This is a genomic window from Nitrospira sp. NS4, assembly GCF_049546785.1.
GTDB lineage: Bacteria > Nitrospirota > Nitrospiria > Nitrospirales > Nitrospiraceae > Nitrospira_D.
On sequence record NZ_JBMWAN010000002.1, the window covers coordinates 254,026 to 267,489 of the forward strand.

The 13,464-nt window shown below is 60.0% G+C and carries 14 protein-coding genes; 13 read left to right on the forward strand and 1 reads right to left on the reverse strand.

The window, feature by feature from the left end; genetic code table 11:
• Positions 1–62: 62 nt before the first annotated feature.
• The 5 genes from iscU to iscX all read left to right on the forward strand — a co-directional run bounded on the left by iscU (position 63) and on the right by iscX (position 3,683).
• Entirely contained in the window at positions 63–446 is a 384-nt protein-coding gene (gene iscU, locus ACO9S2_RS05690; protein ID WP_423720980.1) for a Fe-S cluster assembly scaffold IscU, read from the forward strand.
• 19 nt (positions 447–465) lie between these two features.
• Entirely contained in the window at positions 466–822 is a 357-nt protein-coding gene (locus ACO9S2_RS05695) for a HesB/IscA family protein (protein ID WP_423720981.1), read from the forward strand.
• A gap of 12 nt (positions 823–834) precedes the next feature.
• On the forward strand, positions 835–1,557 hold the full coding sequence (gene hscB, locus ACO9S2_RS05700) for a Fe-S protein assembly co-chaperone HscB (RefSeq protein WP_423720982.1): 723 nt from the start codon (positions 835–837) through the stop codon (positions 1,555–1,557).
• Positions 1,558–1,562: 5 nt separating this feature from the next.
• Complete coding sequence (gene dnaK, locus ACO9S2_RS05705; protein WP_423720983.1) at positions 1,563–3,383, forward strand: molecular chaperone DnaK; 1,821 nt, start codon at positions 1,563–1,565, stop codon at positions 3,381–3,383.
• Between the two features lie 87 nt (positions 3,384–3,470).
• Positions 3,471–3,683, forward strand: coding sequence for a Fe-S cluster assembly protein IscX (gene iscX, locus ACO9S2_RS05710; RefSeq protein ID WP_423720984.1), 213 nt, complete (start codon positions 3,471–3,473; stop codon positions 3,681–3,683).
• A gap of 4 nt (positions 3,684–3,687) precedes the next feature.
• On the opposite strand, the gene ACO9S2_RS05715 is transcribed toward iscX, so the two are convergent.
• The gene (locus ACO9S2_RS05715) at positions 3,688–6,102 is read right to left on the reverse strand and encodes a penicillin-binding protein 1A (protein ID WP_423720985.1); all 2,415 of its coding nucleotides are present in this window, start codon (positions 6,100–6,102) and stop codon (positions 3,688–3,690) included.
• Between the two features lie 297 nt (positions 6,103–6,399).
• Between ACO9S2_RS05715 and ACO9S2_RS05720 the strand changes: the two genes are divergently transcribed.
• From ACO9S2_RS05720 to ACO9S2_RS05755, 8 genes are all read left to right on the forward strand, one after another.
• Positions 6,400–6,738: a hypothetical protein gene (locus ACO9S2_RS05720; protein WP_423720986.1), complete on the forward strand. Its 339-nt coding sequence runs from the start codon at positions 6,400–6,402 to the stop codon at positions 6,736–6,738.
• A 125-nt stretch (positions 6,739–6,863) separates the two neighbouring features.
• Positions 6,864–7,253 (forward strand): glycosyltransferase, encoded by a 390-nt coding sequence (locus ACO9S2_RS05725; RefSeq protein ID WP_423720987.1) that lies wholly within the window; start codon positions 6,864–6,866, stop codon positions 7,251–7,253.
• Entirely contained in the window at positions 7,250–7,537 is a 288-nt protein-coding gene (locus ACO9S2_RS05730; RefSeq protein ID WP_423720988.1) for a hypothetical protein, read from the forward strand. The genes ACO9S2_RS05725 and ACO9S2_RS05730 overlap by 4 nt, the downstream gene beginning before the upstream one ends.
• A gap of 169 nt (positions 7,538–7,706) precedes the next feature.
• The gene (gene typA / locus ACO9S2_RS05735; protein WP_423720989.1) at positions 7,707–9,566 is read left to right on the forward strand and encodes a translational GTPase TypA; all 1,860 of its coding nucleotides are present in this window, start codon (positions 7,707–7,709) and stop codon (positions 9,564–9,566) included.
• Between the two features lie 11 nt (positions 9,567–9,577).
• Complete coding sequence (locus ACO9S2_RS05740; protein ID WP_423720991.1) at positions 9,578–10,327, forward strand: hypothetical protein; 750 nt, start codon at positions 9,578–9,580, stop codon at positions 10,325–10,327.
• Between the two features lie 176 nt (positions 10,328–10,503).
• Complete coding sequence (locus ACO9S2_RS05745; protein WP_423720992.1) at positions 10,504–10,974, forward strand: redoxin domain-containing protein; 471 nt, start codon at positions 10,504–10,506, stop codon at positions 10,972–10,974.
• Between the two features lie 79 nt (positions 10,975–11,053).
• A complete protein-coding gene (locus ACO9S2_RS05750) occupies positions 11,054–11,383 on the forward strand; it encodes a thioredoxin family protein (RefSeq protein ID WP_423720993.1) in 330 nt (109 codons plus the stop codon).
• A 172-nt stretch (positions 11,384–11,555) separates the two neighbouring features.
• A complete protein-coding gene (locus ACO9S2_RS05755) occupies positions 11,556–13,073 on the forward strand; it encodes an ATP-binding protein (protein ID WP_423720994.1) in 1,518 nt (505 codons plus the stop codon).
• The last annotated feature ends 391 nt before the right edge of the window (positions 13,074–13,464 follow it).

Genomic DNA, 13,464 nt, shown 5'->3' on the forward strand with positions numbered 1-13,464 from the left:
GAAGCGTACCTCGCATACAACGAACGACGCTTCACGAACGACGGGATACCAAGGAGGCTTTTATGGCATACAGTGACAAAGTCGTCGATCATTTCAACAATCCCCGGAACATGGGGAGCTTCAAGAAGGACGAAGAAGGCGTGGGCACCGGCATGGTCGGCGCGCCCGAGTGCGGCGACGTCATGAAGCTCCAGATCAAGGTCCAGAACGACACGATCGTCGATGCCAAGTTCAAGACCTTCGGTTGCGGCTCCGCCATTGCCAGCTCCAGCCTGGCCACCGAATGGCTCAAGGGTAAGACCATCGAAGAGGCCCAGAAGATCAAGAACACCGATATCGTCCAGGAACTGAACCTGCCGCCGGTCAAGATCCACTGCTCGGTCCTGGCCGAGGATGCGATCAAGGCGGCGCTGGCCGACTACCAGAAGAAAGCCGACTCGAAGTAACGGCAGAAGGGAGCCCACTATGGACGCCACGAATGCGGAAACCCAGACCCCGGTCATCACGCTCACGGACGCGGCCCTGAAGGAAATCAAGCGCCTGATCAACGTCCAAGGCATCGAAGAAGGCGGCCTTCGCCTGGGCGTCAAAGGAGGCGGCTGCTCCGGCCTGAGTTACACCATCAACTTCGACGAAAAGATCGGCCAGTACGACCAGGTCTACGACTTCGATGGCGTAAAGATCATTGTGGATGCCAAGAGCGCCATTTATCTTCAGGGCACGCAGTTGGATTACCATAAAGATCTGATGGGCGGAAATTTCAAATTCGTGAACCCGAACGCCAACAAGACCTGCGGCTGCGGAGAATCCTTTTCAGCGTAAACGGACAGCCCGATGGATGGACATACCCACAACACCGGCACCAGCGATCGACGCGAGCTGCAGATGGCCCGCAGCATGTGCTGGCACTGCCAGTCCGAAGTGTCGGGAGAATACTTCTGCGACCGCTGTGTGAAGGTTCAGCCGGTATCGAAGGAACTGGACTACTTCACCTGCTTCGGCTTTCCCCGACGCCTGTCCATCGATCAACAGAAGCTGGAAACCAAGTTCTACGAATTGAGCCGGGCGTTCCATCCCGACTTTTACCAGAATAAGAGCGATGCGGAGCAGACCATCAGCCTCGGCAACTCGGCCATGCTGAACACCGCCTATCGCACGCTGCGGGACCCGATCCAGCGCGCCGAATATCTCCTCGACTTGGAAGCCGGCGCCGTGAAAGATATCCGTACGACGCCCCCGGCCGACCTCTTCGAGGAAATCCTCGAACTGCAGGACACGCTCGACGAATTCCGCGCCAGCGACCGGACGTCTGACGCCGCCGCTGCGCTCCGCGCCACCCTCCAATCCGAGCGCGCCACGCTGGAGCAGCGTCAGCGGGATATGGAAGCACAGATTCTGCGGCTCTTCGGCCGATGGGATACGCTGCAGGACCGCGGCGAGGCGACCGAACAGGCACGCACCGAGCGCGAGCGCATCCTGAAAGAAATGCGGGACATCCTGTCCAACCGCACCTACGTGAAGAACATCGTCAACGATCTCGTCACGACCATCGCCTAAACACCATGTCACGAATCGTCGGCATCGATCTCGGCACCACCAACTCCCTTGTCGCCTATATGGACAAGGGCACGCCCCGCGTCATTGCAGGCCGCCATGAGCGGGCGATGGTCCCCTCCGTCGTTGCGTTGACCGACAACGGGCTCATCGTCGGTGATCCGGCCAAAGAACACCTGACCAGGAACCCGGAACGCACTGTCTATTCCGTGAAACGGTTTATGGGCAAAGGCCTGGCCGACGTCCAGGACGAGCTCGCCTATTTCCCCTACACATTGACCGAAAAGGGCGGAGTCATCCGCATCAAGCTCGGCGAGAAGACCTATTCCCCCCCACAAATCTCGGCCATGATCCTCAAGGAGCTGAAGCTCCGGGCGGAAGCCTTTCTCGGAGAGAGCATCACCAAAGCCGTTATCACGGTCCCGGCCTACTTCAACGACAGCCAGCGGCAGGCCACCAAAGATGCAGGCATGATCGCGGGACTTGAGGTCCTGCGTATCATCAACGAACCGACCGCCGCCTCGCTGGCCTATGGACTGCAACAGCGCACCCAGGGAACCATCGCAGTCTATGACTTGGGGGGTGGCACATTCGACATTTCAATCTTGAAGCTGAAGAACGGCATCTTCGAGGTACTGGCGACGAACGGCGATACGCACCTCGGTGGCGACGACTTCGACCGGCTGATTGCCGATCTGTTTCTGGCGGATATTCAGAACCAGTTCGGGCTCGACCTCAATGCTCATCCCGATCATATGCAAGGGATCCGGCTCGAAGCCGAACGGGCAAAGATACGCCTCTCAGACGAACTCAAAACCACGGCAACCCTTGATCTGCCGGAAGGCAAGGGCCGGTTCACGCGAGAACTGACGCGCGATCAACTGGAGTCCCTTTGCACCGCGTTGGTTGAACGTACACTGGGGCCCTGTCGCCTCGCGCTCAAGGACGCAGGACTCTCGCCTGCCGACATCGATGAAGTCGTGCTTGTCGGCGGCTCGACTCGCATGCCGCTGGTGCGCCAACGAGTCCAGGGACTCTTCGGCAAACAACCACACTGCGAACTCAATCCGGACGAAGTCGTGGCCCTCGGCGCCGCGGTGCAGGCCGACATCCTGAGCGGCGGCACCACCGACATGCTGCTTCTCGACGTGACACCCCTGTCTCTTGGCATCGAGACGATGGGTGGGGTCATGAGCAGCCTGATCCGCCGCAATACGACGATCCCCGCCAGCGCCAAGGAGATGTTTACCACCTATGTGGACGGCCAAACCGGCGTGGACATTCACATTCTCCAGGGTGAACGGGAACTGGCGAAAGACAACCGCAGCCTGGCCCGCTTCCGGCTGAAAGTTCCGCCCCTGCCGGCGGGGGTGCCGCGCATCGAGGTCACCTTCCTCATCGACGCCAACGGGATTTTGAACGTCAAGGCCACCGACATGCGGACCGGGCAGAGCCAGTCCATCGAGGTCAAGCCCTCCTACGGGTTGGCGGATCAAGAAGTGGAGCGGATGATCGAGGATTCGTTCAAGTTTGCCGCGGACGATGTCAGCGCGCGAAAATTGATCGAGGCCCGGCTTGACGCCGGGGCTCTGATCACCACGACGGAGAAATCTTTGGCCGACGGCGGACACCTGGTGTCGGCAGACGACATGACCGCCATCCGCAACGTGCTCTCGGCCCTGGCCGCCGCCAAAGACGGCAACGATCCCCGCGCTATCCGCGCGCGTATGGCCGAACTCGAACAGGCGGCAAAAGGCCTGACCGTTGCCATGCTGGACGACTCCCTCAAGCGGAGCTTGCAAGGGAAGAAGGTCTCCGACATCACCTGAACAGGCTAGAGACAAGAGGCTAGAGGCGGGGGGATGAACACACGCCCCCTGGCCACGTGCCTCTGGCCTCGCGCCAGGGAGAATCCCATGGATCTGAAATGGAACAACACGGAAGATATCGCGATTCGCCTGGTGGAGGAACACCCGGACACCGACCCGCTGACGGTCCGGTTCACAGATATGCACACCTGGATTGTGGCGTTGCCTGATTTTAAAGACGATCCGAAGAAATCAAACGAGAAGATTCTGGAAAGCATCCAAATGGCCTGGCACGAGGAATACCAGGACTCGAAGGCCTAATTCGTTACGGGGCTCCGGTCCCTTCCCCCACCGGCTGCCCCTCGGGAATCTGATCCAGCTTATAGAAGTCGGTCGGGTCGAGACGGCGCGGCGCAGCCTGGGTCGGCTCACTGCCCTTGGCGAACAACTCAACGGTTCCCTTTCCTTCCCCCTCCTGCTCCGTCTCCGACTCTAACAACCCGGTGGAAGGATCGACCTTTACAAACGTCACGCCATCGGGAATTTCAAACGGCGCGACCGGCAGTTTGAGCAGCGCCTCTTTCATAAACTGAATCCAGATCGGCAAAGCCGACCGCGCGCCGGTCTCCCCCTCGCCCAAGGGCCGCCGATCATCAAACCCGACGTACACGCCGGCCACGAGATTCGGCGCGCCGCCGATGAACCAGGCATTCAGATATTCGTTTGTCGTACCGGTTTTCCCCGCAATCGGCCGGGCGAGCAATTTGGCTGCCTGCCCGGTCCCCTTCTGAATCACATCTTCCATCATGTTGGTAATCAGGTAGGCCGTTTCCTTCGTGATCACTTCATGTGGCTGCTCTTCCATCACCTCAAGCACCTTGCCCGCGTTGTCCTTGACCGTCTTGATCGTAAACGGCTCAACTCTCATCCCTTGGTTGAGAAACACCCCATAGACCGACGTCAATTCCAACAACCCCATGGAGGAGGTCCCCAATCCCAGCGACAGATCGGCGGGCAGCGGACTGGTGATACCGACCGTTTTCGCGAAGTCGATGACGTTCCGGATCCCCACCTTATCCAGCAACCGCACCGTCGCCAGATTGTGGGAATGAGCCAACGCCTCCCGCAACGTCACCATGCCGTGAAACTTGCGGCCATAGTTCTCCGGCTTCCAGATCTTGTCTTCCGCTTCCTGCTCGTAGACCACCGGCGCATCCAGAATCTGGGTGGCAGGACTCATCCCCTGGCTCATCGCAGTGGCGTAAATCACCGGTTTGAACGCCGAGCCGGGTTGCCGATGGGCCTGGATCGCACGGTTATACTCGCTGCGGGAAAAATCGTATCCTCCCACCATGGCCCGAATGGCGCCGGTCCGCGGATCGATCGCCACGAGCCCGCCTTCGACGACCGGCGTCTGCTCCAACACCACTTGCAGACCGTCTTTGGCAACCTTCTTCACCCCGACTTCGATGACATCGCCGGGTTTGAGGATCTTTTTCGGATCGGGATTGAGCACGACATCCTGCGTCGGATCCGGTCCTTTGAGAAAGCGTTTCGCCCAGGCCATATCGTCGAAGGCCAGCTTCGCCGTCACCTCGCCGACCTGGACGACATAATGATCCTTGGCAAACTTGAGCACGATGCCGTCAACCAGATCGCCCGGTTTCAGCGAAGCATCGGCAGCCGGCACACCCGGCGCCGGCAGTGCGGCCGGATCAACCGTCTTTTTGGGACCGCGCCACCCCTGCCGCTTATCGAGATCGCGCACGCCGGCCAGAAACGCTTTCTCCGCCGCCTTCTGCATCTCCAGGTTCAGCGTCGTATAGATTTGCAGGCCGCCTTTATAGACGCTCGTCTCGCCGTACTTGGCGACGAGTTGCTGTCGGACATGCTCCACAAAATACGGCGCGATGTGTTCGCTGCCGGGCCGGCGGAAATTCAGCGTTTCGGCGATCGCCGCATCCCGCTCGGCCGCCGAAATGAACCCCGCCTCCGCCATGCGCGACAACACATGTTCCTGGCGCTTCTTCGCCCGCTCATAGTTGGTGAACGGCGAAAACCGGCTGGGCGACTTCGGCAACCCGGCGAGAAACGCCGACTCCGCCAGGGTCAAGGTCCCGATCTCTTTCCCGAAGTAGGATTGCGCCGCCGACCCCACCCCGTAGGCCCCCTGGCCGAAATAGATTTGATTGAGATAGGTCTCCAGAATCTGCTCTTTCGAGGACACCGCTTCCATCTTGTAGGCCAGGATCAATTCGCGCAGCTTCCGATCGTACGAGCGTTCCGACGAGAGAAACAGCGAACGGGCTAACTGCTGCGTGATCGTGCTCGCCCCTTCGACCTTCCGGCCGCCATGCCGGATGTTCGTCCAGAACGCGCGGAGAATGCCGATGTAGTCCAGCCCCGGATGGTCGAAAAATCGGACATCCTCCGTGGCGATGACCGCCTGCGTCAGCGTCTTTGGAATGTCCGCCAGCGGAGTCAAAATGCGCCGTTCGATGAAGAACTGACCGATCGGCTGACGATCGTCCGCGTAGACCGTGGTGACCAGGCTGGGTTGATAGCTTTGGAGCAGATCGAGCGACGGGAGATCCTGCGAAAAGTGCCAGACCACCCCGGCGGCCGCCGTCACTCCCGCGAGCACCAGTGCCAGCAGGCTGAGCAGGGCGACCTGCCACCAGCGCCACATCCGGCTCCGGGAACGCTCTTGAATCTCAACGAACCGGTCGTCGCCAGCCATACCTGCACGCTCCTTAAGGGAATAAAAACGGGGCGGGATAGTGCTGTCACCTTACAATGCCATCCCTCAAAACTCAAGCAAGGCCGCCGATCAGACAATGGGATACGTCCACCGCGGATCGAGCCTCCCCGCCCCCAGAAACGACCGCCATCACTGACGCTCACCCGCTCAAGAATTCACAGGAACCACCGAGAAAGAATACAGAGCAATCAGACAAGTCCATCGCCCACCGTCCTGTCCGGAGAGACGCACCGAACTTCGCGCGGCCTTCGCAGCAAGCGGGAGAGAGTGCCTTCGATGAAACCCACCCCCACACTCCAAAACGAGCAGCGGCGGCTGGAAGCACTGTTTCGCTCTGACATGCTGGATACTGAACCGGACCGGACGTTCGAAGATCTCGTCCATCTGGCCGCGCACGCGTGCGACGTGACGATGGCCTCTATCAGCTTTCTCGACCGGGACCGCGAATGGCTTCATGCGAAGGCTGGACTGCCCGGCAGCGAATGGTCCGGAGACCGATCCTGGGGTGCCCATCCAAATCTACACCAGCCGAGCGTGATCGTTCCCCACACCCTGGCCGACCATCGATCTACCAACTACCCCATGGTGATAAGCGCCCCGCGGTCGGAGGGCTAGGGCCTCTCGATAGGCGACGGCCTCTTCCAGATAGCGTCGCTCCGTCTCAAGCTTGCGGGCGAGTTCGAACAGACGGGCCACCTCCGCACCGGGTGGAGGCGGCTGGCAGGTCGCCGATCAACGCGATGCTCATCATCTCCGGCGCATTCGGACTGTTTCACAAGGACACCGTCGTCGGCATCGGCGGGTACCGGCACGACACCCTCGGCGAAGACATGGAACTCGTCGTGCGACTCCATCGCCATCTCCGGCTCACAGGCAAACCCTACCGTATTACGTTTACACCCGATCCCGTGTGTTGGACCGAAGCTCAGGAGGACCTCAAGACGCTCAAGAATCAGCGTATTCGCTGGCAGCGGGGCCTGTGTGAGAGCCTGACCAAGAATCTCGACCTGCTGTGTCATCCCAAAGGGGAAACTGTCGGATGGCTGGCCTTCCCGTTCATGGCCCTCTTCGAATGGCTCGGCCCCGCCATCGAAGTCTTCGGCTATCTCTTTGTAACCGTTGGGGATTGATCGTCGGGTTCGTCTCGCTCAAAACCTGGCTGACGCTGCTGCTCGCCGCGGTCAGCATGGGCATCTTATTGTCCGTGAGCACGCTCTTTCTGGAAGAGATTTACTTCCACGTCTATCCGAATCCCCGGCATGTGCTCCTGCTTTTTCTGGGAGCCGTGCTGGAGAAATTTGGCTACCGGCAATTGAATTCGCTCTGGAAACTCATCGGGTTATATCAATGGGTGCGCGGGAGAAAAGCCTCCTGGGGCACGATGACCCGCAAGGCCTCCTGGCAAACCCGCTGACCGGATCCCCCGTCAGTCCTACTCAATCACCAGACAATCAGACCCCTTCCAGACCCATTCGAGGCCCCGCCACCTGTCGGCTTGTGCGATGCGGGACAGTTCATGTATACTGCCCCGTTACGCCTCACTGTCGAGGCGTCTTTTTTTTGACCGAGAGAAGACCACGACTATGACACAGACACGCGCCCCTCACGACCGCCGGAACGATATCCGGAACATCGCCATTATCGCCCACGTCGACCACGGCAAAACGACTCTGGTCGATGCCGTGCTGCGGCAGACCCACGTCCATCGCAAGATCGACGATATGGGCGAACGCATCATGGACTCGATGGACCAGGAGCGTGAGCGCGGCATCACGATTCGCGCGAAGAACGCCAGCGTCACCTATAAAGGGGTGAAGATCAACATCGTCGATACCCCCGGCCACGCCGATTTCGGCGGCGAAGTGGAGCGCACCTTGCGGATGGTCGACGGCGTGTTGATCCTCGTCGATGCCAAAGAAGGCCCGATGCCGCAGACGACCTTTGTGTTGCGGAAGGCCCTCGCGCTGGGACACAAGGCCATTGTCGTCATCAACAAGATCGACCGCCCCGACGCCGTGATCGACGACGTGGTGAACCGCACGTTCGATCTCTTCGTCCACCTGGGCGCCACTGACGAACAGCTCGACTTTCCGATCGTCTACGCGGCCGCCATCAAAGGGCAGGCCACGCTGGATGTGAATAAGCCGGGCACGGACATCACGCCCCTGCTGGACACGGTACTCGAGAAGATTCCGGCCCCGGCCATCAACGCCAATGCGCCGCTGCAAATCCTCGTGCTCGCGCTCGTGCAGGACGCCTATAAAGGCAAGATGGGCATCGGCAAGATTCAGTCCGGCTCGATCGCCCGCCGGCAGAATGTCATGCTAATGGGAAAGGACGGCGCACAGATTCCCGGGAAAGTCTCCGACCTGGCGGTCTATTCGGGCCTTGAGAGGGTGGATGCGGACCAGGCGGCAGCGGGAGAAATCGTCGCGGTTGCCGGGCTCGACGACGTGAGCATCGGCGACACGATCGCCGATGCTGAGAACCCGATCGCGCTCCCGCGCGTGACCATCGATGAACCGACCGTCCAGATGACCTTCTCCGTCAACAACAGCCCCTTCGCGGGACGGGAGGGCAAGTATCTGACCTCGCGGCACCTGCGCGACCGGCTGTTCAAGGAACTCGAAACGAACGTGTCCTTGCGCGTGCATGAAACGGACAGCGCGGACCGCTTCCTCGTCGCCGGACGCGGCGAACTCCATCTCGGCGTCTTGATCGAGCAGATGCGGCGCGAAGGCTATGAGCTCCAGGTCTCGCAACCGGAGGTCATTGTCCATCGCGACGTCGACGGCAAGGTCACGGAACCGTATGAGGAACTCACCATTCAGGTGCCCGAGATCTACCAGGGAGCCGTCATCGAAGAGTTGGGCAAGCGCCGCGGCGAACTGCGGCATATGCGGCTGATCCATTCCGACGTCGGCACCAGCGAAATGCATCTCGAGTACCATATTCCCACCCGCGGGATCATGGGATTGAAGAACATTCTGCTCGCGAAAACCCGCGGCACGATCATCATGCACCATGTGTTTGCGGCCTATGAGCCCGCGGAAGAACGGGATCTGCTGGTGTCGCCGCACGGGTCGCTGGTCGCCTTTGAAGACGGCACGAGCACCGGCTACGCCATCTTCATGGTGCAGGAGCGCGGCACCATGTTCATCGGCCCCGGCGTCGATGTCTACCGCGGGATGGTCATCGGCGAGAACAGCCGTGACGAAGACCTGGACGTGAACGTCTGCAAGGAAAAGCACCTGTCGAACATGCGGGCCTCGGGATCCGACGAAGCCCTGGTACTCACACCGCCGAAAGAAATGTCGTTGGAATTCGCGCTGGAATACATCGGCCCGGACGAGCTGGTCGAGATCACCCCGCAGAACTTGCGACTGCGCAAGCGGATCCTGAACCCGGACGAACGGCGCAAAGCGAAAAAAGCCGGCAAGTAACGGACTCACTCATGAGAATTAAGAAGAAAGTTCCGAAACCGTCATCGAAACGGCCCCCGCTGTATTTCATCGGCTATCGCGGAACCGCCCCGGCCACGGATGAACTTAAGATCTGGTACGAACGGGAGTATGGCGGCCCCCTGACCATTCGACCGGAAGCCGAGGCTCCGGAGTCGTGGCAGGCCACGCATGGCCCCTGGTCGGCGCACGTCGTGATGCCGTTACCCACGACACATACCGACGACATCATGAAAAACATGGCCTGGGAGCACAACCTGATGGGAGCCATCGCCCCCTCAATCGTGCCCAACCGCGACATGCCCGACACCGTGCTCTTTGCGGCCCGTCTCGCGCGCGGCCTGACGCTATTGACCCAAGGCACGGCCTACGATATCGCGACCCAAGCCTACATCAATCCGTCGGACTGGCAGAACCGGACCCTCGTCAGCTTCCTGGTGGACGACCATATCGCCATCACCCACGACGAGGCCGCGAAACCGGACCAGATCTGGTGTCATACGCTGGGATTGACCAAATTCGGCCTCGATGAGATCGAAACATTCTACGGGAAAGGCCTCTCCGAGAGTGCCGCGAAGGATTTGCTGACGGAGTCGGCGAACGAACTGCTCCGTATCGGCCAATCCCCCAAAGTCGGCACGGCGTTTCGCCTCCCCCTGTTAGGCCGGACCATCCGGATCGTGAATCACCGGACTGCGGCCCCGACCGGTCGCATGATCGGCTTTCGAGAGCTCCAGGGGTAGGCAAATCTTCCGTAAGTTCGACGGGTTAGAACCCATGGCCCAGACTCATAGGCCTTCAGGCCCGTTGACAAGCTTTCAAACCACAAGGTACAAAGTTTGAGCTTCTTGAAGGGTTCTCTCAACCTGAGAGCTCATTTCCGCCACCATATAGCGATGTTCCCAAAGGAGGATCTGCAATGAGCGATGTAGCACCGGAAATCAAGGTGGGCGATACCGCCCCGGATTTTAATCTGAAGGACCAAGACCAGCAGGATGTGAAGCTGAGCGACTATCGGGGCAAGAAGAATGTCGTGCTGTGCTTCTACCCGCTGGACTGGAGCCCGGTCTGTCAGGGAGAAAACAAGTGCCTGACCGATGATTTCCCCAAGTTCCAATCGGCCAACGCGGAGCTCTTCGGCGTCAGCTGCGACAGCTTCTTCTCCCACAAGGCCTGGGCCGACTCCATGGATCTCAAGCACCGCCTGCTGTCCGATGTGCACCGGACCACGGCCAAGGCCTACGGCTTGTACTTCGAGCCGTTGAACTGCTCCAAGCGCGCGACCGTCATTGTCGATAAGAACGGCAAGGTCGCCTACGTGAAGGTGCAGGAAATCAAGGTGGCGCGCGAGGATAAGGACATTCTCGACGCCCTCGCGAAGTTAAGCTAACCATCAGTCCTGAGTGCTGGGTGCTGAGGGCCGGGATACCGGCCTACTCAGCACTCAGAACTCGGCATGCAGGACATCCATGAGCACCATACTCGACGTCAGCGACGCCAACTACAAGGAATTTACGGATGCCCCGGCATCCATCGTCGCCTACGGGCTTGCCACCTGTGAGCCCTGTAAGCAATACGATCCCATCCTGGAAGAAACCGCGTCGAAGTTCCCGGCCGTCAAGGTCGGCAAGGCCAAAATGCACGTGCCGGGCCGCTGCCGTGAAATCAAGAAGACCCATACGTTCGAAACCTACCCTACCACCCACTTTTTCTCCAACGGCGCACTCCTCCTGACCCGCGAAGGCGTGGTGGAACCGGCTGAGCTGGCGGCCCTGATAGCGGATCATCTGCTGAAGTAATCCGCCCGGCTCCGGTCTTTTCGGCTTCCGCGCTTATAGAATCCTTCTTCTGCTTGACTCACGGCATCCGTATAGTAATGTCGGGGGAGCCGGCGCGATACCAAGGATTGGCGGTCGTAGCCTGTGTCCAGCGGAGACCTTGGCCGCGCATCCATTACCCGAGGCATACCGGATGTCGTCATCTTCATCCTCCTCCCATCTCCCGCAGTACGACGCGCAGACGCTGCTCAATTCCCAGCCGGTGATTGTGACCGTCATCGATCCCGCCACCTATCATGTGCAATTTCAGAACGAGACGGGTCTCAAGAAATTCGGCAACATCGCCGGGAACGCCTGTTATGAGAAAATCGCGGGATGCCCGGCCCCCTGTACCTTTTGCCGGATGCCCGAAGCGCTGAACACCGGCTCCGTGGTTTCCAGCGAAGTCCCCCTGCCAGGGAATCAGTTCCTCCTCGTCCATTGGTCGAAAGCCACGACCGACGAAGGGCACACCCACATCATCGAGACGATCGCCGATATCACCGACCACAAGCGCACCGAACAGGCGCTCCACCAGTCGCAGAAAATGGAGGCGGTGGGGCGGCTGGCGGGCGGGATCGCCCATGACTTCAACAATCTCATGACGGTCGTCATCGGCCATGCCCATCGGCTGACACAGCAACTCGCCGCGCATCCGGCGACGCGGGAAATCGACATCATCAGCCAGGCCGGCCTGCGAGCCGCCGCCCTGACGAAAAAACTCCTGACCTTCAGCCACCGGCAGGTGTTTGAACCCAGGGAACTGGACATCAACGCGGCCATCCACGACATGGAGGATCTGCTTCAACGCATGATCGGCGAGCATGTCCAGATGGTGGTGGTACTGCACCCCGATGCGGGCTATGCCCTGATGGACCCCGTCCAGCTCGAACAGATCATCATGAACCTGGCCGTGAACGCCCGTGACGCCATGCCGGACGGGGGGCTGCTGAATATCGAAACGGATCGCGCCGACCTCGATGAGCAGTTTATCCGGCTTCATCAGGGGGCCACCGCCGGATCCTTCGTCAAAATCACCGTTCAAGACGGCGGATGCGGGATGGATGCCAATACGCTGGCACACATTTTTGAGCCCTTCTTTACCACCAAAGGACCTGAAAAAGGCACCGGACTCGGATTGGCCACCGTCTACGGCATCCTGAAGCAAAGCCGCGGGTACATCGACGCGGCCAGCCAGCCGGGCCAAGGCTCACGATTTACGGTGTACCTTCCGCGCGTAGAGGGGACAAGAGCCGTGGCGGCTGTCGCGCCGGCAGCCGACAAGCCTGAAGGTTCCCAGGAAACCATTCTGCTGGTTGAGGACGATGACAGCATCCGCACCCTGATCACCACCGTCCTGCAAGACCAGGGGTTTCGCGTGCTGGTGGCGGAGGACGGGGTGCAGGCGCTCCAGCGCATGCAAGTCCACAAGGGGCCCTGCCATCTGGTCATTACCGATGTGATCATGCCCCGCATGAAGAGTTCGGTGCTTGTCGAGAGTATACGGGCCATGAAGCCGGACACCCGCGTCCTCTACATGTCAGGCTATGGAGGAGAGACGCTGCAGGCCAACGGTATTCTCGAGGATACGGCCTTTCTGCAGAAGCCGTTCCTCCCCACCACGCTCATCGAGAAAGTTCGAGCGCTGCTCAAACCGTCTTCCCCGCGCTAAGAGAGACGGCACATCGACTCCCCGTCCCCCTGCTTCTCGTGACGATTTCCCGGATTACCTCCATGCTCCCCTTCTGCAATCATGCCGCGAACGATCAGCAGGAGCCCCCGAATGGGTCATGCCGCAAAGAGGCCTGAGCAACACCCAATGCCGGCAACCCTCCTGCAGCCATGAGAACAGTCACACGCACTAGCGCAGGGAATAGGTCTCGCGGCGTGCAGACCAGGAATTTTGACTGTTTCTCGATTGGAGGACATTCGCAAGGAGACCAGGTCGGGATGGCAACGATCTATGGCATTATGACCAAGAGTGGGGGTACCATTGGCGCCAACGGTGCAATCAGCCGGCGCTGAGCCTATTCACTGACCGGTCCCCTTGTCGATACAGAGGC